General features: G+C 42.1%; 19 protein-coding genes. 7 read left to right on the plus strand and 12 right to left on the minus strand.

What is annotated here, in order from left to right; translation table 11 throughout:
- Positions 1-4: 4 nt before the first annotated feature.
- On the minus strand, positions 5-1,135 hold the full coding sequence (locus ACWIUJ_RS08300; RefSeq protein WP_454170190.1) for a glycosyltransferase family 9 protein: 1,131 nt from the start codon (positions 1,133-1,135) through the stop codon (positions 5-7).
- Between the two features lie 107 nt (positions 1,136-1,242).
- Between ACWIUJ_RS08300 and tkt the strand changes: the two genes are divergently transcribed.
- The 3 genes from tkt (at position 1,243) to ACWIUJ_RS08315 (ending at position 5,380) form a co-directional block, all read left to right on the plus strand.
- On the plus strand, positions 1,243-3,171 hold the full coding sequence (tkt, locus tag ACWIUJ_RS08305) for a transketolase (protein ID WP_454170238.1): 1,929 nt from the start codon (positions 1,243-1,245) through the stop codon (positions 3,169-3,171).
- Between the two features lie 164 nt (positions 3,172-3,335).
- A complete protein-coding gene (locus ACWIUJ_RS08310) occupies positions 3,336-3,947 on the plus strand; it encodes a hypothetical protein (protein WP_454170192.1) in 612 nt (203 codons plus the stop codon).
- Between the two features lie 113 nt (positions 3,948-4,060).
- Positions 4,061-5,380: an outer membrane family protein gene (locus ACWIUJ_RS08315; protein ID WP_454170194.1), complete on the plus strand. Its 1,320-nt coding sequence runs from the start codon at positions 4,061-4,063 to the stop codon at positions 5,378-5,380.
- 4 nt (positions 5,381-5,384) lie between these two features.
- Here the strand turns inward: ACWIUJ_RS08315 and carB are convergent, their stop codons facing one another.
- Entirely contained in the window at positions 5,385-8,888 is a 3,504-nt protein-coding gene (gene carB / locus ACWIUJ_RS08320) for a carbamoyl-phosphate synthase large subunit (RefSeq protein WP_454170196.1), read from the minus strand.
- A gap of 464 nt (positions 8,889-9,352) precedes the next feature.
- Between carB and ACWIUJ_RS08325 the strand changes: the two genes are divergently transcribed.
- The 3 genes from ACWIUJ_RS08325 (at position 9,353) to fumC (ending at position 14,122) form a co-directional block, all read left to right on the plus strand.
- Positions 9,353-10,879 carry a DASS family sodium-coupled anion symporter gene (locus tag ACWIUJ_RS08325; protein ID WP_454170198.1) on the plus strand — a complete coding sequence of 509 codons (1,527 nt, stop codon included), beginning with the start codon at positions 9,353-9,355 and terminating at the stop codon, positions 10,877-10,879.
- Positions 10,880-11,220: 341 nt separating this feature from the next.
- Positions 11,221-12,597: an anaerobic C4-dicarboxylate transporter gene (locus ACWIUJ_RS08330; RefSeq protein ID WP_454149816.1), complete on the plus strand. Its 1,377-nt coding sequence runs from the start codon at positions 11,221-11,223 to the stop codon at positions 12,595-12,597.
- A 124-nt stretch (positions 12,598-12,721) separates the two neighbouring features.
- Entirely contained in the window at positions 12,722-14,122 is a 1,401-nt protein-coding gene (fumC, locus tag ACWIUJ_RS08335) for a class II fumarate hydratase (RefSeq protein ID WP_454149814.1), read from the plus strand.
- Positions 14,123-14,180: 58 nt separating this feature from the next.
- Here fumC and ACWIUJ_RS08340 read toward each other — a convergent pair whose 3' ends face one another.
- The 10 genes from ACWIUJ_RS08340 to ACWIUJ_RS08385 form a co-directional block, all read right to left on the minus strand.
- Positions 14,181-14,762 (minus strand): bacteriohemerythrin, encoded by a 582-nt coding sequence (locus ACWIUJ_RS08340; protein WP_454149812.1) that lies wholly within the window; start codon positions 14,760-14,762, stop codon positions 14,181-14,183.
- 154 nt (positions 14,763-14,916) lie between these two features.
- Positions 14,917-15,567 carry a ribonuclease HII gene (locus ACWIUJ_RS08345; protein ID WP_454170240.1) on the minus strand — a complete coding sequence of 217 codons (651 nt, stop codon included), beginning with the start codon at positions 15,565-15,567 and terminating at the stop codon, positions 14,917-14,919.
- Between the two features lie 14 nt (positions 15,568-15,581).
- The gene (locus tag ACWIUJ_RS08350) at positions 15,582-16,919 is read right to left on the minus strand and encodes an HAAAP family serine/threonine permease (RefSeq protein WP_454170200.1); all 1,338 of its coding nucleotides are present in this window, start codon (positions 16,917-16,919) and stop codon (positions 15,582-15,584) included.
- Positions 16,920-16,983: 64 nt separating this feature from the next.
- On the minus strand, positions 16,984-17,397 hold the full coding sequence (locus ACWIUJ_RS08355) for a transcriptional regulator (protein ID WP_454170202.1): 414 nt from the start codon (positions 17,395-17,397) through the stop codon (positions 16,984-16,986).
- Between the two features lie 88 nt (positions 17,398-17,485).
- Complete coding sequence (locus tag ACWIUJ_RS08360) at positions 17,486-18,175, minus strand: DNA-3-methyladenine glycosylase family protein (protein ID WP_454170204.1); 690 nt, start codon at positions 18,173-18,175, stop codon at positions 17,486-17,488.
- Positions 18,176-18,235: 60 nt separating this feature from the next.
- Positions 18,236-18,850 (minus strand): YceI family protein, encoded by a 615-nt coding sequence (locus tag ACWIUJ_RS08365; protein ID WP_454149802.1) that lies wholly within the window; start codon positions 18,848-18,850, stop codon positions 18,236-18,238.
- Between the two features lie 142 nt (positions 18,851-18,992).
- Positions 18,993-19,133: a hypothetical protein gene (locus tag ACWIUJ_RS08370; RefSeq protein ID WP_454170206.1), complete on the minus strand. Its 141-nt coding sequence runs from the start codon at positions 19,131-19,133 to the stop codon at positions 18,993-18,995.
- Between the two features lie 2 nt (positions 19,134-19,135).
- A complete protein-coding gene (locus ACWIUJ_RS08375) occupies positions 19,136-19,933 on the minus strand; it encodes a DsbA family oxidoreductase (protein ID WP_454170208.1) in 798 nt (265 codons plus the stop codon).
- Between the two features lie 96 nt (positions 19,934-20,029).
- Complete coding sequence (locus ACWIUJ_RS08380) at positions 20,030-20,512, minus strand: MarR family winged helix-turn-helix transcriptional regulator (RefSeq protein ID WP_454170210.1); 483 nt, start codon at positions 20,510-20,512, stop codon at positions 20,030-20,032.
- Between the two features lie 220 nt (positions 20,513-20,732).
- Positions 20,733-21,071, minus strand: a complete 339-nt coding sequence (locus ACWIUJ_RS08385) for a hypothetical protein (RefSeq protein WP_454170212.1) — start codon at positions 21,069-21,071, stop codon at positions 20,733-20,735.
- 444 nt (positions 21,072-21,515) lie between these two features.
- On the opposite strand from ACWIUJ_RS08385, the gene ACWIUJ_RS08390 reads away from it, so the two are divergent.
- Entirely contained in the window at positions 21,516-22,910 is a 1,395-nt protein-coding gene (locus tag ACWIUJ_RS08390; protein WP_454170213.1) for a lysozyme inhibitor LprI family protein, read from the plus strand.
- The last annotated feature ends 211 nt before the right edge of the window (positions 22,911-23,121 follow it).

Here is a 23,121-nt window from a genome sequence, read left to right on the forward strand (position 1 = left end):
TCCTTTAGTGTTGAAGTATGTGGTTTGCTAAGGTTAAAACTTCGCTAGGCGTAATGCTTTTCATACAAAGATGATGGGAAAGAGGGCAGATTCTCTTTTTGCACGGGGCACATTCAATATGCTTGCTAATGATATGTAAATTATCCGCTTGCACGAGATTAAGGCTTGTAATATCTTTTGGCAGAGAGTGAGGTTTGGAATCTTGGGCGGAAGTTTGCGCCAAAATTTCTTTATTTGAGTAAAAAAACTCTTGCGCGATTGTTTGATTCCACGGGCAAGTATCAGCGGTATCCGTAGAGCCAAATATACTCAGTGTTTTTACACCAAGTGCAGCAGCTATGTGCATAGGACCACTATCATTAGTGATAAAAAGTGCGAGTTTGTTAATCGCTTCAACAAGCTCACCTAAAGTAGTTTTGTTGGTTACATCAATGAAGTTTTTTGATTGCAAAAAGGCATATTTTTGCGTTTGTTGTGCGTCTTTGGAATCTCTTTGTAATCCTGCCCCAGAGCCAAAAAGATAGACGACATACCCTTGCTCTAAAAACGCCTTTATAATTTCTAAAAAATACTCCTTCTCCCAGCATTTCGCACTTCCATACGCTGCTCCGGGATTTATGCCAATGGCTTTTTTAGAATCTACAACAATTTTGCTCGTATTGTGCAATGGAAGTCGTAGCGGAGCAAAGGAGCTAAAAATCTCATCACTTACAAAACCTTTGAGTAAATATTCATATTTTTGCACTTGGTGCAGAGGCTTTATTGTAGGCATTTTTATAGCATTGGTAAGCAAAAATGAGCGCATATTCGTAGCGAAGCCCACGCGCACTTTAGAGCGGGTAAAGAACAAAAAAAGCGCACCAAAAAAGCCATTGGTAAAGCAAAAACTTATATCCGCACTTCCAGCGAGCTTGGCTAGTTGATAGGTGGCGTAGATTCGACATTTTGCCTTTTTGCTTGTATCGATGATGATACGCTCTACTCTTTCATCGGTGGCAAAAACCTCAATAACTTGGCTTCCTACAAGGATAAATTTTGCATCTTTATACGCGTCTTTTAATTTTTCAAACGCACTTGCGCACATTACGCAATCTCCAAGCCAATTTGGCAAACGCAACAAAATAGTTTTTGACATTTTCTCTCCTAATTTTGCTTTTGTGATTATAACTTAAGGTTTCTAACATCTCACTTTTGTTAGAATTCAAAGTAAAAATTACAAAATTAAGGATTTCTATGAAAGAGATTTGTTTGCAAGAGAATGATATTGCCCAACTTAGCCTAATGGCAAACACGGTGCGCTTTTTAAGCGCGGATATGGTGCAAAAGGCAAACTCTGGACACCCCGGTGCGCCTATGGGATTGGCAGATATAGTGAGTGTGCTTAGTTTGTATATTACGCTTAATCCAGCCAATCCACATTGGCTTAACCGCGATAGGATTATTTTTAGTGGCGGGCACGCTAGCGCGTTAGTGTATAGTTTGTTGCATTTATGGGGCTTTGATGTAAGTTTGGAAGATTTGAAACAATTTCGCACACTTGATTCTAAAACTCCCGGACATCCAGAATACAAGCACACTCAAGGTGTAGAAATCACCACAGGACCGCTTGGACAAGGTATTGCCAATGCCGTTGGTATGGCTTTTGGGGAGAAATACGCTCAAAATACCTTTGGTAAGGAAGTATTTAATCACAATATTTTTTGTTTGTGTGGCGATGGAGATTTGCAAGAGGGGATAAGCTATGAGGCTTGCTCTTTGGCGGGCTTACATAAACTCGATAGTCTTGTGCTTATTTATGATAGCAATAACATTAGCATTGAGGGAGATGTGAGTATCGCGTTTAATGAAAATATCAAACAGCGGTTTATAGCGCAAGGGTGGGAAGTTTTTGAATGCGATGGACATAATTTTGTGGAGATTAACACAACATTGCTTAATGCCATAAACGCTACAAAACCAAGCCTAATCATTGCCAAAACCACTATAGCTAAGGGTGCTTTAGAGCTTGAAGGCAGTCATAAGGCGCACGGCGCACCTTTAGGAGAAGAGATTATCAAACAAGCAAAGCAAAAACTTGGCTTTGATGGCACGAAAACTTTTGAGATTCCAGATTTTGTGGCGTTGCGATTTGCTAATGTCAAAGAAAGAGGCGAATTAGAGGAGTTAGAGTGGGAGAGGGCATTAAGCGATGAAGTGCGTAAGAGAATCTTTGCGATGAAAGATGTGGGCGACATAGCCTTTCCGCATTATGAGTTGGGTAAGTCTTTGGCTACGCGTGTGAGTAATGGAGAGATTCTCAATGCTATCGCTAAGAGCGTGAGTGGATTTATCGGCGGGAGCGCGGATTTAGCCCCGAGCAATAACACTGAGCTAAAGGGTCTTGGTGATTTCCCCACAGGGCGTAATTTGCATTTTGGAATCCGTGAAGGCGCAATGGGCGCAATCTGCAATGGACTAGCAAACTATGGACTTTTTTTGCCATTTTGTGCGACTTTTTTTGTTTTTAGCGATTACCTCTCGCCTAGCATTCGCGTGGCGAGCCTTATGAAAGCAAAGGTATTTTATGTTTTCACCCACGATAGCATTGGTGTGGGCGAAGATGGCGCGACACATCAGCCAATCGAGCAGCTTTCGCATTTGCGTGCTATGCCGAATTTACTTACTTTTCGCCCCTGCGATGGCAATGAAAATGTCGCGTGTTGGCAGGTTGCATTAGAATCACAATCTCCAAGTGCCTTTGTGCTAAGCCGACAGAATCTTGAAGTTCTAAGCAACGCCACCAAAGAGCAAGTGCAAAGAGGTGCGTATCTCTTAGCCACAAGCACGATAGAGCGCAATGCTAAAATTACATTGCTTGCAAGTGGGAGCGAGGTAAGTCTCGCGCTCAAAGCGCAAAAATTGCTTGAGAGTGAGGGGATTGCCACAAATGTCGTGAGTGCGCCTTGTTTTGAGCTTTTGCTCGCTCAAGATAGCGCGTATAGAGATTTGCTGTTTGGAGATTCTAAGATTCTCGCTATTGAGGCAGCAAGAGCGTTAGAGTGGTATGCGTTCGCGCATACCGTGTTTGGAATGCAGAGTTTTGGTGCAAGTGGTAAGGGTGATGCGCTTTTTGAGCGATTTGGTTTTACTCCGCATAATATTTGTAGTATTGCAAAAAATCTAATATCATAGATTTTTATTTTTGCGCTAATTTAAGTTTAAATTAAGGTTTTATATTGCATAATTGCGCCTTTTGGAATCTAGATTCCAAACACATCATACTTTAAAAGGAGAAAAAATGAGCACAAATAAAGTTTTTGTTTCATTGTTGCCGTTGTTGTTGGCAGGCGCACTTAGTGCAGAACAACACATATCTACCCCCCCCCCCTATTGATATTTTAAGTGCGAATGCACAACCCCTCTATCTCGCACTCAACGAGGAGAGTAAAAATACAAAATCTCAAAACAAAGACACCAAAAAATCTTCCAACAATTCTCATACTTCAAAAAGCAATGATAGAGCCTTTTTAGGACCACAAATTGGCTTTGGCGGGCTTGGCACGATAAATGCGGGAATCATTGGCGGATATATGCACTACTTTGGCAAAGATATGCAGTTAGAGAAGTTTAGACACGGGATTCGTGGCATTGGCTCGGCAAACTACTACAATTACTCATATAGTTATTGGGGTGGAAAATACTCATATAATGGCGTGTATGTGCAAGCTGGGGCGGATTATTTTATCGAATTTACTCCAAACCAAAAAACCATTTGGGGTTTATACACAGGATTATCGCTTGGATATTATTATATTTCCTCAAATGATTGGTGGTATACAGGGGCTTCTGCTATTGGTTGGGGTTGGAATGGTGGCGGATTTGCTATGATAGATAGGAAACACCGCTTTGAGCTTGCTTTAGATTCTGGTTTTAGTGCGTTTGCTTTGCGCTATATGTATATGTTTTAATGCCACAAGATTCTATGAAATCATAGAATCTTGCCTAAATCTCGCTTCTCTCATTGTAAAATCTCATAAATATTACTATACTTGCGCTTGAAAAATATTTTAGGAGACAATGTATGAAAAAATTACTATGGCTAATGGCTTTTAGTGCGTTGAGCGTGATAAACGCACAAGAATCAGGTGATGAAGCGCAGGGTATTTTTGCAAATGCTGGATTAGAAATGTGGCACAAGCTCGCACTCAATCCTGCCTCGCAGAGTTTGCCAAACAACACTTATGGCTATACTTTGGGCGAAGTAAATGTCGGGTATAAATCTGGCAATTTTCAAGTTATGATAGGTGGTGTAGGAGCTGGGCTTATCAACGATTCTACAAAGGGCTCCTCATTTAATCACATTGGCTTTTATCCGGGCTATTACAACTCAAGAGGAGGCGAGGCTACGCCAAATAACGCGCATTATATTTTCGTGCATAATGCTTTTATAAAGTATGAGGGAGAGAATATCGCGCTTAGTGCTGGACGCTTTAAGCAAGAAAATGATGATTGGGTTGATGCGTATGTAGAGGGGCTCAATGCACGCGTGAATGTAGGTAGTTTTTACTTTAAAGCCTTTGGCACGAGTGGAGTTGCGCTTGTGGGCAATGGCTGGCTAATGGATTATAATCGCCTTTTTGCTCAACAAGGTATCTTAAGTCTCACAAGTGGCTATGAGGGCACAAATACAAAGGCTGATATATATGTGTATTACGCCGATAGAGAATATATCGCGCCGGGCTTTAATGTCGAATTAAACTTTGGAGCAGATTCTAGTGTCGCTTCACATACAAAAATCACAGCGATTTTCCCCTATCATTACACCAGCATTATGGGCATTGGGAAGCATTATTTTGCTCAAATTGGCACAAATAACGGCACGCTAAAAGACATAAGTGGTTGGAATGCGAGTGTGCTAGTGCGTCAAGACTTTGAGTTTGATAAGGCATATAATATCGCATTTGCGGTGTATAAAAACTTCGGCGCAGCGAACTCGCGTGTGGGGCAAGCTGGGAATCCATCGGGGATAAACTTCCTTGATAATAGCGTTTATACCACAGGTCCAGCCCTTAATGCACTTACCGCACCAGATTCAATGAGCGGATTATTTTTTAGCGATATAAAACTCTCAACCCCCACCGCATACACAGAGGCAATCAACTTCGGGCTTAATTTGCGCTACACTTCCGCACCAAGCGCATTAGAATATTCTGCTTTATTGCATATTGATTTGCATTTGCGCAAGGCTACGATTTTTAGCGTAGTGGCAGGTTATTATATCCACACGATGAAAGATAGGGGTTTTATAGGCATTACCCAGCCAAATTTCACATTTGCTAGTGGAGATTCTTTGCGCCTTGATAGGAGTTACATTACTACTCGTTTGAGTGTTGGATTCTAAGTTTTTAACTTTTGAGGCAATCTTGCAAGGCGTTTGGGATATTTATATCGCTTTGTTTCATCGCCTTTATCGCTTCTATTACCATACTTGCCGCGCTTAGCGTGGTGAAGTAGGGAATCTTACTTTTGAGAATCTGTGCGCGAATTTGTGTGGTGTCATTTTTATTAGAATTATCATCACTCGTGTTAATCGCCATCGCCACTTCGCCATTCATCATTAAATCACAAATATTTGGACGCCCTTCAGAGATTTTTTGCACGCTTATAGAGGGGATATTTTTTTGTTGTAGTGCTCTATGTGTGCCACCTGTGGCGCAAATACTAAACCCAAGATTGACAAATTTTTCTGCGAGTTTGCACCCTTGTGCTTTATCTACATCGCTTAGTGAGAGGAATATTTGTCCTTTTGGCGTGATAGGATTATGGGAGGCGAGTTGGGATTTTGCGAAGCTCACGCCCACGCTATTAGAGATTCCCATTACTTCGCCCGTGCTCTTCATCTCTGGTCCTAAAGATACATCTGCGCCAAGTTTAGCAAATGGGAACACAGATTCTTTAAATGCGGTTGATTTGAGGGGTTTTGGTTTGTGAATCTTCTCGCCAAAAGATATTTTTTTATACGAGTCATAAAATGCTAAAGATTCTCGTAAAATACCTTTATTCGTGGGATTTTGCGCGTGATTCCACATTACGCGGGTAGCGACTTTGGCAAGTGGAATCCCTGTGGCTTTACTCACAAAAGGCACGGTGCGAGAAGCGCGGGGATTTACCTCAATGATATAAATTGTGTTTTGAAAAATCGCAAATTGGATATTAAGCAATCCTATGACACCGAGTTCTATGGCGATTGATGCGCTGAGATTCTCCACTTCTTTAATCGTGTGGGAATCTAACCCAAAAGGTGGCAAGCAACTAGCACTATCCCCGCTATGCACGCCTGCTTCCTCGATATGCTGCATAATCCCGCCGATATAGACTTCCTCCCCATCGCAAATCGCATCGACATCAAGCTCGGTGGCGTGGTCTAAAAATTTATCCACAAGCACGGGGCTAGATTCACTCACTCTCACCGCCTCGTCCATATAGGTTTTTAGCTCATCATCGCTTTGCACGATACGCATAGCGCGCCCACCTAGCACATAGCTAGGGCGCACAAGCACGGGATAGCCGATATTTCGCGCGATTTCATACGCCTCCTCTTTTTTATACGCGATACCATTTTGGGGTTGGTTAAGTTTAAGTTTTTTGGCAAATGCGGCAAACTTCTCTCTATCCTCTGCAGTGTCGATGACAGAAGCCTTTGTGCCGATGATATTCGCACCGATTGTAGTGAGATTTTTGGCGAGTTTTAGTGGCGTTTGTCCCCCGAAATGCACGATTATGCCATTTGGATTTTCCCTCTCTATCACCGCCCTCACGCGCTCAAAGTCGATAGGCTCAAAATAAAGCGTGTCGCTTGTGTCATAATCCGTGCTTACAGTCTCAGGATTGCAGTTATACATTATGCTTTGCACGCCTAAGTCTTTGAGCGCGAAGCTAGAATGCACGCAACAGTAGTCAAACTCTATCCCCTGTCCGATGCGATTTGGACCACCACCGATGATTAGCACTTTTTGCGCGCTGGGCTTGTCTTTTGGGTAAAAATCGGGGAGTGCTTCGGCTCGCTTCCTCGATGGACTACTTGTCCTATCTTCGTTGCTCGCCTCGCACAGCCCCGATTTTTCCTCCAAAATACCGCGCCCATTTGTTGCTCTAATTTTTAGTGGCGCATTAGATTCAGAATCCTGAAATTCCACGCTATCGTTTGTAGAGCTAGATTCTGCATTCGCAGAACCTACAACGGAATGATTACCACGGAGCGAATTGCTTAAAGGATTCACAGGAATCGTTGAATACAAATACGGCGTCAAAGCCTCAAACTCCGCCGCACAAGTATCCACCTCCTCATATCTCGCTACCACGCCCATCGCCACTCTAGCCGTGTAGATTTCGCCCTCACTTATCTCCACGCCCTCATTTTGTGCTAAAAGCCTAGCCAACGCCTTATCGCTAAAGCCCTGTGATTTGAGAGTGCGCATAGCCCCCTCATCGCGCAAAATCTCGCTATTCACACTCTTTTCAGCCTCTATAAGCTCATAAATTTGGTGCAAAAACCACTTATCAATTTTGCTAAGTTCTGCCACTTCCTCCACGCTTAAGCCCAGCCGAAAGCAATCTGCCACATACAAAATGCGATTTGCATTTGCCCTGCGTGTTTCTTTTTTTGCTAATTCCAAATCGCTAGTCATACTATCCAGCCCGCAAAATCCATTCTCCAAGCTACACAACGCCTTTTGCAAACTCTCTTTGAAACTCCCGCCAATCGCCATCACCTCGCCGATAGACTTCATCGAAGTAGTGAGGCTAGAATCTGCGAGCGGGAATTTCTCAAAAGTAAAGCGCGGGATTTTGGTAACGATATAATCAATGCTAGGCTCAAAGCTCGCAGGCGTGCCTGTGATGTCGTTTGTAATCTCATCTAAGCTAAATCCAACGGCTAGCATTGTAGCCACTTTGGCTATGGGGTAGCCTGTCGCCTTGCTCGCAAGTGCCGAACTACGCGAGACACGCGGATTCATTTCAATCACCGTCATTCGTCCATTTTGCGGATTTATGGCAAACTGCACATTGCTCCCGCCCGTATCCACGCCGATTTCACGCAAAATCTTAAAAGACGCATCGCGCATTCGCTGATATTCTTTATCCGTGAGCGTGAGCGCAGGGGCAATCGTGATAGAATCCCCCGTATGCACGCCCATAGGGTCGAGATTCTCGATGCTACACACGATTATGCAGTTGTCATTCTTATCGCGGATTACCTCCATTTCGTATTCTTTCCACCCCAAAAGACTTTCTTCGATTAAGATTTCATTTATCGGGCTTGCTTCTAGCCCTGCTTTTGCGAGTGCCTTAAACTCCTCGATATTATACGCCACGCCACTGCCACCACCTGCTAGCGTGTAGCTCGCACGGATAATAAGCGGGAATCCAATGCTTTGTGCTGCTTGCTGTGCCTCATCAATCGTGTAGGCGTAATGGCTCTTTGGCAAATCCATACCGATTTTTAGCATAGCTTCTTTAAACGCCTGCCTATCCTCGCCTTTCTTGATTGCGCTCGGGTTTGCACCGAGAAATTTCACGCCTTTCAATGCTCCGCTTTCATACATTTCCATTGCGACATTGAGCGCGGTTTGCCCGCCCATAGTAGGCAGTATCGCGTCTATGTTTTCGGCTTTTATGATATTTGCGATGACTTCTTGCGTGATAGGCTCGATATAAGTGCGGTGGGCAAAGTCAGGGTCTGTCATAATCGTAGCAGGGTTTGAGTTTATCAGCACTACGCGGTAGCCTAAATTTTTAAGCGTCTTTGCTGCTTGTGTGCCAGAGTAGTCAAACTCGCACGCCTGCCCGATGACAATGGGTCCAGAGCCAATGAGTAAGATAGTTTTAATGTCGGTGCGTTGTGGCATTTGAGTCCTTTTAATGTGCTTGCAATATGGCATTTATGCTTGCATTGCTTGCTTTTAACGCTTGTGCGTTTCTTTATTGCTTGATTCAATTTTTAAGCAAAATTTCAGCATTTTATACAAAATGTGCTTAAAAAGCCTTTAGATTCCCTAACATTTCACGCAAAATTTGCAATTACAATATGTCAAACCCTATTTAAAAGAAATTTCACTGCCCTGTAAATCGCTTTGTGATGTGTAATCGTGCGCATTTGTTTATAAAAAGTGAATACAGCGTTGCCCCAACAAATAATATGGTAAGGTAAAAAATAATAAAACCTTTTAAATAAATCACTGAAAAAGTGAGTAATAAATACTCAGCAATTAAGAAAAACTATCAAATATCACAAATTTGCCTTGAAATTTGTGGGTGTTTTTTTTTTATAATCCCAAGCGTATTGCAAATCTAACATTGGGAGGACATATCAATGGAAAAGGACAAAGCGGTGTTTTATGCGAAGCTCTTTGCACCTGTGGTGTTTGGGCTTATCGTGTTTATATTACCAAAGTTATGGGGTGTAGATGCACCTCAAGGGTGCACTCATAATGCGTGGATTTATTTCTCCGTATTTATGGGGCTAATTTTAGGGCTTATTTTAGAGCCTATCCCGCCTGCGTTTATCGGCGTGATTGCCATTGTGATAGCGGTGGTGCTACGACTAGGACCAAAAGGCTCAGGCGAGATAGAAGCCAAAATCAAAGCTGCAGACGCGCTAAATTGGGGAATCAGTGGATTTTCTAACGCGGTTGTGTGGCTTATCTTTGCGGCATTTACGATTGGCTTAGGGTTTAGCAAGACAGGGCTTGGCGAGAGGCTAGCACTCTATCTAGTAAGCAAACTAGGGCGAAGCACTTTGGGCTTAGGCTATGCCATTGCGCTTGTGGATTTAATCCTCGCGCCATTTATCCCTAGCAATGCAGCTAGGAGTGGTGGCTCAGTGTATCCTGTGGTTACGAGCATTGCGCCTATGTTTGATTCTCACCCTGATAAAAATCCGCGCAAAATCGGCGCGTATCTCATCTGGGTAGGGCTTGCAAGCGCGTGCGTATCGAGCTCGATTTTCTTAACGGGGCAAGCTCCAAATCCTCTAGCACTCACCCAAATCGACAAAGGTGGCGCACAAGTGGTGGATTGGGTAAGCTGGTTTTTGGCATTTTTGCCTGTGGGGATTATATTGTTCCTTATCACGCCAATTTTGGCTTATGTGATTTACCCGCCTGAAGTCAAAGGAAGCAAGGAAGTGGTGGATTGGGCGAAGCAAAAATATGACGCATTAGGCAAAATCACTCGCCCGCAAATCTTTATGATTGTAATCGCGCTCATCGGGCTTGTGCTGTGGGTAGGCGGGAGCTTTTTCCCAAAATCCGCGCTCTATAACCTAAACGCCACGACTACCGCGCTCCTAATGATAGTGCTAATGGTAGCGGCAAAATGTATCAGCTGGCAGGATTTCTTAGGCAATAAGCCCGCGTGGAACACGCTTGTATGGTTTGCTACGCTTGTGGCTATGGCTGGCGGGCTAAATAATGTGGGCTTTATCGCGTGGTTAGCAAATCTTTTTGATGGGAAGTTTGATGGCGTAGAGCCTATCGTAGCGATTATCGCGCTGATTTTGGCGTTTTCTTGGTTGCGCTATTTCTTTGCCTCTGGGACTGCGTATGTAACCGCTGTAATGCTCATCTTTGTAACGCTCGTGCAGTCAATCCCCGGGCTCGATGTCAATAAGACGCTATTGCTGCTTATCTTGCCTATGGGCTTTATGGGGATTATCACGCCTTATGGCACAGGGTGTAGCCCGCTGTGGTTTGGTAGCCACTATATCAAAGGACCGACATTTTTCCTACTTGGTGGAATCTTCGCGGCGATTTATATGGTGATTTACTTGCTTGTGGGAATCCCTTGGATAGATTTCATAATGCCTCATCTAAGCCTACACGGCGGAGCTAGCGCGTAATAGGGCGGAGGTGTCGCGCAAAGATTCTAAAAGTGCTTCATACATTCTTCTAAAATATGGCTAGATTCTGTTTGATAAATGGAATCTAGCCTTTGATGTATCACATATACCACAAAATACTTCATTGCATCATTGAATTTTTAACCAAACTTCAAAAGGTAAATAAAAAGTAAATTTTATGTAAAACTTTGGCAATTTTATTGACTATGGGTGTTTTTTTTTTTATAAAATTTGCTCCACGCGACTACTAAGTGCGATGATAAATTTAGCTCTCTGTCTTCCCAATGTTAGATTTTTTGTTGTTTTTGGTTGTTTGCGATATTTTGCAAAAGGAGTGTTTTATGGATTTTTTGATGTCATTAAGCGATAGCAAGCAATTTGCAATACAGCTTATTATCGTTTTAATTTGTTTGTTTTATGGTGCGAGGAAAGGCGGAATTGCGCTTGGATTGCTCGGCGGGATTGGGATTTTTGTCCTTACATTTGGCTTTGGTGTCAAGCCGGGCAAGCCTGCAATCGATGTGATTTTTACCATTCTTTGCGTGGTGGTGGCGAGTGCGACATTGCTCTCAAGTGGTGGGCTAGATGTGATGCTACAAATCGCAGAGCGAATCTTGCGTAGAAATCCTAAATTTCTCACAATTTTAGCTCCGTTTGTAACTTGGTTTCTTACCATTCTTTGTGGCACGGGGCATGTGGTTTATACGATGATGCCAATTATTTATGACATTGCGATTAAAAACAATATCCGCCCAGAACGCCCTATGGCAGGTGCTTCTATCGCTTCACAAATGGGAATCATCTGCTCGCCTGTGAGCGTGGCAGTGGTGAGCCTTACCGCTATGCTTTTAGCAGAGGGCGTGCCCCATATGTCTGGCTTTGATGGATACATCGACTTGCTAAAAATCACTATTCCTAGTGGCGCATTTGGTGTGCTATGTGTGGGAATCTACTCGTGGTTTAGAGGCAAAGATTTGGATAAAGATGAGGAATTCCAAGAGCGTATCAAAGACCCAAAATTCAAAGAATATGTCTATGGCGAGAGCAAAACACTTTTAGGCGTGAAACTCCCTACGATAGAGTGGGTGGCTATGTTTATTTTCTTAGGAGCGATTGCGTTAGTGGCGTTGCTAGGGATTTTCAAAGGACTTCGCCCAGCATTTGATGACAAGCCTATGAGTATGGTAGCTGTGATTCAGATGTTTATGCTTATGGCAGGTTCTGCGCTGGTGATTTTCACAAAGGTAAAAGTTAGCGACATTGGCAACAACGCGATTTTCAAATCAGGTATGATTGCGATGGTGGCTGTGTTTGGGATTTCGTGGATGGCAGATTCGATGTTTGCCGTGCATACACCTATGCTAAAAGCCTCTCTTGGTGAAGTGGTGCAAGAGCATCCTTGGACTTATGCGATAATGCTACTTCTCATCTCAAAATTTGTAAATTCACAAGCAGCAGCACTCGCGGCGTTTGTGCCACTCGCACTAGGAATTGGCGTAGAGCCCGGTATCATCGTGGCATTTGCGGCGGCGTGCTATGGTTACTACATTTTGCCTACTTATCCTAGCGATTTGGCGACAATTCAGTTTGACCGCTCAGGGACTACGCATATCGGGCGATTTGTAATCAATCACAGCTTCATTATCCCCGGACTTGTGGGCGTATTTAGCTCCTGTGTGTTTGGATATGTGTTTGCGCTTATTGCAGGATATGTCTAAGAATCTCTTTAGTTTGTAAGTAACTTTTGTATTCCACCCTTGATAAGATAGCTTATTGAGGGTGGATTTTCTCATTTGGTGTTATAATACCTCGTCTTAATTTTATTTTTAAAAGGAGTAACAAATGGCAGATTACAGAATCGAACACGACACAATGGGTGAAGTCAAAGTCCCAAATGAAAAGTATTGGGGTGCACAAACGCAACGAAGTTTTGAGAACTTCAAAATCGGCGTTGAAAAAATGCCAAAAGAGTTAATTTATAGCTTTGCTAAGCTCAAGCGTTCTGTGGCAGTGGTGAATAACGCATTAGGCAAGCTCAATGATGAAAAGAAAAAGGCGATTACGCAGGCGTGTGATGAAATCATCGATGGCAAGTTTGATGATAATTTCCCGCTCGCGATTTGGCAGACAGGAAGTGGCACGCAAAGCAATATGAATATGAATGAAGTCATTGCCAATCGTGCTAGCGAGATTTTGGGCGGGGATTTTCGCGCCAAAGATGGCAAAAAAATCCACCCAAATGATGATGTCAATATGTCTCAGAGCTCAAATGATACATTCCCTACGGCGATGAGTATCGTAAGTGTGATTCAAATAGAAAAGAAACTATTGCCTGCGTTGCGTGAGCTAAAGGCGACATTTCAAAAGAAAGTTAAAGAGTTTGATTCCATAGTCAAAATCGGGCGCACACACCTCCAAGACGCTACTCCGCTTACTTTGGGACAAGAGTTTAGCGGGTATCTCTCTATGTTAGAGCACAGCGAGGAGCAAATCACCGCTTCACTGCCAACATTGCGCGAGTTAGCAATCGGAGGGACAGCTGTGGGCACAGGACTAAATGCACACCCCCAACTTAGCGAAAAAGTAAGCGAGGAGTTAAGTAAATTTACAGGTGTGAAATTTGTCTCAAGTCCTAATAAATTCCACGCCCTAACCAGCCACGATGCTATTACATTTACACACGGGGCGATGAAAGCTCTTGCAGCAAACCTAATGAAAATCGCAAATGACATTCGTTGGCTTGCTAGCGGTCCGCGCTGTGGTTTGGGCGAGATTCTTATCCCAGAAAACGAACCCGGAAGCTCCATAATGCCGGGCAAAGTCAATCCCACGCAATGCGAAGCTCTCACAATGGTGTGTGTGCAAGTAATGGGAAATGACGCGGCGATTGGCTTCGCGGCGTCTCAAGGGAATTTTGAACTCAATGTCTTTAAACCCGTGATTATTTATAATTTCTTGCAAAGTCTTGATTTGCTTGCTGATGCGATGAGGTCGTTTAATGAGCATTGCGCGGTGGGAATAGCACCTGATAAAGAAAAAATCGACCACAACCTACACAATTCACTAATGCTCGTAACCGCACTAAATCCGCATATTGGGTATGAAAATGCCGCAAAAGTGGCAAAAAACGCACACAAAAAGAAAATCTCACTTAAGGAATCGTGCTTAGAGCTTGGGCTTCTTAGTGAGGCAGACTTTAATAAATATGTCGTGCCTGAAAATATGATAAAACCAAAGGCATAGATTCTAAAAACAAAGACTGCCCCACTGAATAATGGGGGAGTCTTCAAATCTAAGGGCATTAGGCTTCGTGTAAAAATTCTAAAGGCTCTTTGCAATCTTTGCAGAGAATCTGTGAATCTATTTTACTTAGCTTTGTGTGTTCGCTTCTATTCATTTTGTGGATTTTACATTTGCATTGATAGACATAGCTATTCGCGTTTGAGTTTGCATTATTTGATTCAAGCATTTTAAGCGTGTTGTTGCTTACTTGTATAGCACGCCATTCTTCAATTTTCATATCTTCTTGCATAATGTGCCCCACAAGCCAATCTCTCGCCACATAAATGAGCTTTTGTTTTAAATCTTGTGTCTGCCTTGAAGTCTTTGTGATATTTGCCACTTCTTTCATAATCTCTCTATGCAGTTTTTGGTGCTCGCTTAAATAAGGATAGCCAATACTTTTCATATAATGCTCTTCGTGGCTAAAATGCGTGCGCATATAATTAAAAAACTCTATCAAAATCGCCTTAACTTCACTCCTATCGACATTCTTATGCAGAATGTTATAGCACTTTCGCGCCAGCTCAAAAAGCATTTTGTGCTCATCATCAATAGCCCCATTATGCACTGAATATTCATTATTCCACTCTGGTATAACCATAGCAACCCCCAAAAATATACTTATTCACTATCCAACCAAATTTGTTCTTTATGTTACCTAAGAGTAATCAATTTAACCTTAAAGTTTTATAAAATATAGACAAGAATAGATTGTAAGTGATAAATATTATCTTAATAGTAACAAAATTACAAATTTATAATAATCGTTGCGTGATATGGAAGCTCTTGCGGTGCTCTTGCGTGTATCCAAAGTCTAAGATTGCTTGAATGTGTGCTTTTGTGCCATAACCTTTGTTGTTTTTTAGGTGGTATTGAGGATAGAGACTATGGAGTTTAAGCATTTCTGTATCCTTTGCCACCTTTGCGAGGATACTCGCCGCGCCGATAAGCAGATTCTTACAATCGCCCTTTATGAGTGTTTTAAGGCTATGTGGGGGAGGGACTTTGAGCCCAAATGAAGTGTTGCCATCATAGAGAAATGTGTAGGTGTGGAGAGGCTTTTGTGTGGTTGATTGCTGTGTGTGTTTGGGTTGGGCGTTTTGTCGTGTGCTAAAAAAGGCAACGATTTCTTCTAAACTTTGTTTTAAGCACGCACTTAAGCCAAGTGTGTCAATTTGTGTGGCGGATTTTTGTGTGAGGAAGTAGCTGATTATTCCATTGTTGGCGAGTGTGTGGAGATTCTTAGCGATGATTTGTCGTTGTTTTTGTGTGAGTTTTTTGCTATCTTTGATGCCTAAGTCTTGCAAGTCTTGCTCGCTCCCAAGCACTCCACACACAAATAAACTCCCGCACAAGCACCCACGCCCAGCTTCATCAATGCCACAAACCACGCTTATAGCCCCCACATAATCCAATGCGATTACACAAAGAACTTATACACAAGGCTAAAAATACTAAGCAAGCCCGTGAGAAATACAAACAAATCAAGCGCGGGATTCTTAAATTTTTTTAGTTTAGAGACGCTCCAAATCGCTATTATAGGCATTAAAAATAAAATTGCTGCGATGATTGGACCGCCTAGATTCTCGATGAAATCAAGCACGCTTGGATTATAGTATGCCACGAAGAGCATTATGACATACATTGCAATGCCACAAACTACGGATATAGCGCGTAAATTTGGGTTAAATCCAGCTATTTTGGTGCATTTACGCACGATTCCCTCTGCGCCCTCACGCGCCCCAAAGTAATGCCCAAAAAATGAACTCGTAATGGCTAAAAATGCAACCAGCGGTCCCCCGTAAGAAATTATAGGATTGCCTAATTTGTTGGCAAAGTAAGAAAGCACAGGGATATTTTGTGCTCGAGCTTGAGAGAGCTCATCGGGCGAGAGGCTTAGCACGCACGAAAACACAAAAAACATCACAAAGAAAAGCAGCATTGATGAAGTGGCAAATAAAATGCGATTGCTTTTTGTTTCGTAGTCTTGCGGGTATTTACGCTTTATACTAAGCGCGTAAGTTGAAATTGCTGGTGAGTGATTAAATGCAAAAACAAGCACAGGCAAAGTCAGCCACACTACGATAAGGAAATCATTTACACTTGGCACTTGGCTAAGAGAGGCGAGATTCCAATGTGGGATAAGATAGAGCGAAAAGACAAAAAGCACCGCACATAGCGGATATACAAGCCATTCACACACCTTTAAAATCAATCTTTGCTTAAAAAGCATCACGCCCATAAACCCACTCACAAGCATAAAGACAAGCACCGCACGATAAATAGGCAAAAGCGTGGCGATAGCACCATTTTGAGAATCTTGGATTTGATAGGCAGATTCTAAAAAGGCTTTTAACGCACTTTGAGAATCTAGCAGTGGCAAAAGCTGGTAGTAACCAAAACTTGCAAAAGTGTTTGTGATACCCACGCAGTAAGCTAGACAAATGGGAAAAATCGCAAAGAAATATAAAATAGTGATAAAAAATCCCACACCAAGCCCGAAATACTCCTCCGCAGCGTGTGTAATGTCTTTATCCACGCCCTCTGCTTGAGCGACAAATCGTGCTAAAGCGCGGTGGCTTAAAAATACCATTGGGAAAATCAGCACACACATCACCACCACAGGATAAAATCCTCCGCCACCAGCACGAATTGGCAAGTATAAAATCCCAGCACCCACTGCTGTGCCAAAGAGTGAGAGTATCCAGCTTATATCAAAGTAACTCCATTTGGGTGTTTTGTCGGCATTTGATTGCATAAAAGTCCTTTGTTAGAGTTTTTGGCACATTTTACTATAAATTTGCCACACGCAAAACAATAACTTATTTTTTGCTCTTTTTGGGCTTTGGAGTGGGCAAAAACGGCAATGTGGATTGTATGATTGCAAAGAGCAATTCTGTGTTGTCAATGTCGATTATATAATGCTCCCTCGCACCCTCAAAAGGGAATCCAAGCGAAAAATACGCGCTAAAATCCTGCGCGATTTGCTCCAAAGCCTCGTATTTTTTGATAAAGACTTGCTCATCGCAGAGTAAAAACAGCACTTTTTTACCCCCATTTTCGCCTGACACACAGCCACCAAAGCCACGCAAATCCTTAATATACACGCAATATTCGCCAAACATTTTCCTCGCGCTAAAGCTAAAATCCCCACCTAGATTTTCATTTAATCCCTCACGCGCACACTGCTCCAACCTATCCAAAACAAAATCTTTAAACTCCGCACTTGTCGCCATATTTGCACCTTATAAAATCAAAAATTTCGCCTAAAAAATCTCTGCTAAATACTTTGAAAACGCATTGCTTCCAAAGTATTTTTACAATCTAAACCTCAAATTTTGTGCTTGCGATTTCCCACAGATAGAGGCTTGCGATACTGCCATAAGGACTAAATTTCGCCCGATATGTTTCAAACACATTTTTTGGGATTTTGCCCTGTTTGCCCTCGCCATTTATCCCATAGAGTAATTTTAGAGCGCGCTGCAGTGCCAAATCATCATAGCTTAAAATATCCTTTCTTTGCAGGCAAAAAAGCAATATCATCTCCGCCGTCCAAACCCCAATCCCACGCAGTTTGACTAGCTCATCTATCGCCTCTTTATCACTCATTTTTTTCACGCGCTCTATGTCAAACTCACGCGCTTGCACCTTGCGCGCAAAGTCGATGATATACTCCGCCTTGCGCGCTGAAACCCCACAAGAGCGCAAATTATCCACACCTGCGCTAATGAGAGATTCTATGTTGAGTTTAGATTGTGGTGCGCGATTTCGCGCTTTTTGCCTTACATTGTCCTTTGCGCCAAATTTGTCGCAAAACCGCACCCAAATGCTCTCTTGGGCTTTAGTAGAGATTTGCTGGGCGATGATATGATGCACCACGCTTGCGATTAAGTCGCTATCTACCTCGCGTTTGATGCGCCCGATTCTCTCAATCATACCCGCAAGCCTTGTATCTTTGGCTTTGAGAGAATCTAGCTCCGCATTACTATAAGCAAAGTAAGTCAAATCACTCAAATGTAGCCTCCATTGCGCACAATTATGTTGCAATTATAAAAACATAAAAATAACGCCATTTCAATCAAGCACAATCCTTGCGCCTATATCGACAAAATCGCTCACCACAGGGAAGTTTGCTATGTCAAAATCTTTGACATTGATTTGTCCGCTAAGCGTGATGATATTTTGAAATTTGGCATTAGATTCTAAATGCGTGTTTAGTTGTATTTCTTTGGTTATGCCATTTAGCGTGAGGTTGCCTTTGATAATCGCGTGAGTATTTTGTCCGCTTTGCTCGCCTTTTTGTGCTACCGCATTAGCGACAAACTCACTCATTTCAAATTCAATACGGGGATTTTGTGCGGTATGTAGCAACTTTTCGCTCCGCATTATTTCATCGCGCTTCTCACTTTGACTATCCACAGAATCCGCACTTATCTCGCCTTTTAGTTGCGTAATATTACCATTTTCAACCTTGCCTTGAGAGTAAAATTCCTTAAACTCACCCACCACATCGATAAAGCCAAATTTGACTACGCGAAAGTAGATTCCCTCTTTTTGCGTGAAAGTCGGCGATTGTTGTAATTGCGCGACAAACTCACCCCGAGTTGCATTGCTCACTACCACCATACCACCAAACGCGATACCTACTACCACTACAAATCCTACGAAAATCTTTATTGCTTTTTTCATTGTTGCTCCTTTTTTAAAATTTAAATGCTGTTTTGCGTATGTTGTCATTTTGAGCGTAGCGAAAAATCTCTAGAATGTAAGGGCTTTTTAAGAAGCTGCTTTGAGATATTTCGCTTCGCTCAATATGACAAAATCCTAAAATCTAAGCCAAGCTAACATTTTGGCACACGCCATTTTCACACGCAAAGCCACTTGCTACGCCACGCGACACACTATGAGGCAGGCTTATAAAGTAGCTATTTCCACATTGTTGCGTTTCTAATACCCCCGCGTTTTCTAGCACATTTACACGCTCGTGTAATCTCGCTGTGTCGATATGGAGCGCAGTGCTTGCCTCACGCTCACTCTCACACGCTTAAATCGCGTTACAAACGCGACTAAGCCTTCATCGCTAAACTCCATTTCGCGCAAGACACACTCACCATCGCTCAACCTTGTGATAATGCGCTTTAAGCCCTCATATTCGATAAAACCTTGCAAAATCTGGGATTTCTCGCCATAGAGGAGCTCTAGCGTGGGAAATGCGCGGATAGATTTTGTCCTCACGCGTTGCAAATCGCTCTGCAATGCTCTTTGTGCCTCGCCATTTTCTAGCGCACTCTTAAACGCATTTTGCTCATCGAAATCACGCAAAAAATCGCCTGCTAAATCTAGCAATACCCCTTCATCGCTCGTATTTAGCCCATCGCTATGAAACGCCTCGCGCACACGGCGCAAATACGCGCTTTGAGATTCGCTATGCACTAGTTTCATAGCCATTACACACAGGCTTGCAGGAAGCGAGGTAATATCACTTGCCTTTTTAGAATCGAGATGAGAAATATCAAGTGGCAACCCCGCTCGCTCCCCCGCGTCTAAAAAATGCGCCCTCATTTGCTCTTTTAGCTGTGTAAAGCGCAATGTCGCAAACTCATCATCACCGATAATCTCTTTATTATCGCGCACCAAAAGCCCTAGCACATTGTGTATCTCTACATTATCGTTGCTAAATTCGATTTTACGCAAAGCCACATCTAGCCCATAGCACCAAATACACATAGGGTCGGTGTATTGGATAATTGTAAGTGTTTTGTTTGCATTCATTTTTGCTCCTTTAAAATTTAAATTTTAAAATTTGCGTGTGAGTTTCACGCACGCATTGTGCAATGCGTAAAACCCCGCCTTTTACGCACATTTTTGTTAATTTTGTGTGGATTTTGCCCTAAGGTGCTGATATACGCTCGCTAGCTCCTCGCAAAGCTCGCTGTATCGTGCCTGTGGCAAAATCCCTAAAGCTTCTTTTTGCGCTTTGGCAATGTCTTTTTGCAATTTTAGTGCTAGATTTTGTCCCTTTTTGGTAAGCAAGATAAGGTTTTCTTTGCGGTTTTTTGGGTTTTGTTTGCGCTCTAGTAATCCGCGCTCCTGCAGGGAATCTATCATTACGCCAATGGTGTTTTTATCAGTGCGGGCGAGCTTTGCGATATGGGTTTGGGAGAGGTTTGCGCTTAACCCCATAAACAAAATCCCAGCTTGGCGAAAATCAAGCTCATATTTGGCATATATGGGCTCTAGTGCGTCATAAAGCAGTAGCGAAATCTGCTTGCAAATAAAGCCTAAATGGATAAAATCTTCGCTTGAATTTTGCGTGGTTTTGGTCGTTTGCGTGTCTTTGTTGTTTGGCATTTACGCCTCCTTATAAGAGATTTTACAAATTATGATTTTTATATTATACGAAAATCATAAAATATAAAAATATGATTATATAAAAAATATATTATTAAGTCAAGCAGTTTTTGTGAGATTTTTTGCAAAATATGTTTTTAATGTTGTCGTATTGAATGAATAATGAAAACGCCATAAAGCAAAGCCTCACAAATCATTATCATTGCGAGGTTTGAGGGTTTTAGTATGTTTTTGGTATGTTGAGTTTAGATTGTGGTGCGAGATTTCGCGCTTTTTGCCTTGATTTTTTGCTTGAATTGTTATGCAAATTTTGTCCAGCTTTTTGCTTCACACTTTTCTTTGCGCCAAATTTGTCGCAAAACCGCGCCCAAATGCTCTCTTGGGCTTTAGTAGAGATTTGCTGGGCGATGATATGATGCACCACGCTTGCGATTAAGTCGCTATCTACCTCGCGTTTGATGCGCCCGATTCTTTCAATCACGCCTGCAAGCCTTGTATCTTTGGACTTGAGAGAATCTAGCTCCGCATTACTATAAGCAAAGTAAGTCAAATCACTCAAATGTAGCCTCCATTGCGCACAATTATGTTGCAATTATAAAAACATAAAAACAACGCCCAAAAATCCATTAAAGAATTTGTGTGGATTTTGCAAAGATAAAATGATATGACAACTAAGGCAAAAATCACGCGCGGGAGAATGCGGGAGAAAGAATTTGCTTGCTTTAAATTTTAAAATTTCAATGCTGTTTTGTCATTGTGAGAATTTGCGTTGCGTTATTGATAACAAAGCAAGCAAAAGCGAAGTTTCTTTAGAAAATCACTAGATTTTGCGTGGCAATCTCAAACCAAAAACAACAAAACACAATTATAAAACACAGGCGCAATTCTAAGTCAAGGGGGATTTGTAAAAATTTGCGCGAATGTTATAAAGCACAAAATTTTGCAAAATCTTGCTAAAATCGCGTTTTATTTTTGCCATTTTTTAATCCAAAAGGACGCTACAATGAAAAAAATCTTTATCGCACTTTTTGTGCTTATTTTGGGTGCGAATCTCACGCTAAACGCCGATGAATCTAATAAAGATAAACCCAGCTTTGATTGCAAAAAGGCGCGAAATGAGACAGAAAAGGCGATTTGCGCTGATTCGTATCTCAGTAAGTTAGATTCGGCTATGGCTAGAGATTTTGCACAACAAAGGGCGATTATCAACAAAGAAGGCGCACAAAAACTATTAGAAAATCAAAGACTTTGGCTAAAAGAACTAGTGAGTTGCAAAAGCGACAAAAAGTGCATAGAAGCCAAATTAGAAAAACGGAGCATTGAGATTTTAAACTTCAAAGATTCAACCCCAAATCACCCAAATCCCCACTATATGCAGGAAAAATCCATAGATTTACGCAACAAAGATGGCAAATGCTTGGGCGATAAACTCTGCAAGGCGACAATAATAGGCTTTGGCGTGAATTTGACGGATAAAGATTACTTAAATCCAAATGGCGCGTTTTTATACCTTGATGATGTGGGAATCGCTATCGTGAGCGATTTAGATTTTCACATACAAAAAATATCAAAACAAAAAGCATTCAAAGAGATTCTCCCTTTTGATAGAGATGAAGATAGATTGATGACAAATTTTGTCAGTAGCATATCAATATGGGCGTTTGATGATGATTTTTTGGAGATTTATGAGTGGAGTGAAGGTTGTGGGGCTTACTGCACACAGGGCGAATCTGTCGCATATTTTGACATAGAATCCTTGCAAATTTCAAAAGATGCTTCGCCAAAACTTATCGCAAAATTTTTAAATGATAGCTTTTGTCAGCGTTTGGGTGAAAATGCCAAAAAGAGCGATGATTATCAATCAAACGCGCCATTTAATCGCTGCTACAAAACGCTATCAAAAGCGCAACGATATTTTTACTCAAAAGACTTTCAGCGCACAGTTGAATCGCACACAAATGGCGGTGGCTTGGTATTTGCCCAAAAATATGGCAGGTGGTTTGATACGCAAAGCAAGGCATTTTTGCCTACTATGCCCGTGCGTGAGTTGCTAAATGACAATGCAAATTTGCGAAAAATCGTGGTTAAAAAATGGGGAGGCGAATATTGCGATGAGGATTTTTTCCTAGATAATTGCGATAATAAAGGGCAATGTAAATGCGGCGAAGCGGACTTTTTTAATAATGAAAGAGATTCGCAAGTGGAGAATTTTTGGGTAAATAATGCGCGATTTGATGGAGAAAATTTGGTTGTTGCGATTCGCTTCCCGCATGTATTAAGGTCAAGAGATGCGGATATTTATTTTAGCTATGATGAGATTGCGCCCTTTGCAGATGGAATTTTGAAGCGCGTGATAAAGAGCTATCAAAGCTACAAAAATGACAAAGGCGCGAAGTAGGTTTGTGGCGAAATTTGTGAGATTTTATAGGATTTAGGGGGCAGAAATGGCGACAAGTGCGAGTTACAAGGACTTTGTGTTAGAGCAGTTAGCGCGGTGCAATGATGAGTTTTTGGGGCGTGGATTTGCATTTAGTGCAAGGAAATTATTTGGTATATATTGAATCTTTGGGCGATTTACGCGGGGTAGATTTACGCGTTTTTGCGTAGAT

The organism is Helicobacter sp. 23-1046 (assembly GCF_053654635.1).

Excerpts from the sequence above, each read along its gene's own strand:
- ACWIUJ_RS08340 (WP_454149812.1), bottom strand. The coding sequence starts at position 14,762 with ATGGTTATACCAGAGTGGAATAATGAATATTCAGTGCATAATGGGGCT.
- ACWIUJ_RS08315 (WP_454170194.1), top strand. The coding sequence starts at position 4,061 with ATGAAAAAATTACTATGGCTAATGGCTTTTAGTGCGTTGAGCGTGATA.
- ACWIUJ_RS08375 (WP_454170208.1), bottom strand. The coding sequence starts at position 19,933 with ATGAATGCAAACAAAACACTTACAATTATCCAATACACCGACCCTATG.
- ACWIUJ_RS08350 (WP_454170200.1), bottom strand. The coding sequence starts at position 16,919 with ATGCAATCAAATGCCGACAAAACACCCAAATGGAGTTACTTTGATATA.
- ACWIUJ_RS08355 (WP_454170202.1), bottom strand. The coding sequence starts at position 17,397 with ATGGCGACAAGTGCGGAGTTTAAAGATTTTGTTTTGGATAGGTTGGAG.
- ACWIUJ_RS08390 (WP_454170213.1), top strand. The coding sequence starts at position 21,516 with ATGAAAAAAATCTTTATCGCACTTTTTGTGCTTATTTTGGGTGCGAAT.
- ACWIUJ_RS08365 (WP_454149802.1), bottom strand. The coding sequence starts at position 18,850 with ATGAAAAAAGCAATAAAGATTTTCGTAGGATTTGTAGTGGTAGTAGGT.
- carB (WP_454170196.1), bottom strand. The coding sequence starts at position 8,888 with ATGCCACAACGCACCGACATTAAAACTATCTTACTCATTGGCTCTGGA.
- ACWIUJ_RS08325 (WP_454170198.1), top strand. The coding sequence starts at position 9,353 with ATGGAAAAGGACAAAGCGGTGTTTTATGCGAAGCTCTTTGCACCTGTG.
- ACWIUJ_RS08330 (WP_454149816.1), top strand. The coding sequence starts at position 11,221 with ATGGATTTTTTGATGTCATTAAGCGATAGCAAGCAATTTGCAATACAG.
- ACWIUJ_RS08300 (WP_454170190.1), bottom strand. The coding sequence starts at position 1,135 with ATGTCAAAAACTATTTTGTTGCGTTTGCCAAATTGGCTTGGAGATTGC.
- fumC (WP_454149814.1), top strand. The coding sequence starts at position 12,722 with ATGGCAGATTACAGAATCGAACACGACACAATGGGTGAAGTCAAAGTC.
- ACWIUJ_RS08380 (WP_454170210.1), bottom strand. The coding sequence starts at position 20,512 with ATGCCAAACAACAAAGACACGCAAACGACCAAAACCACGCAAAATTCA.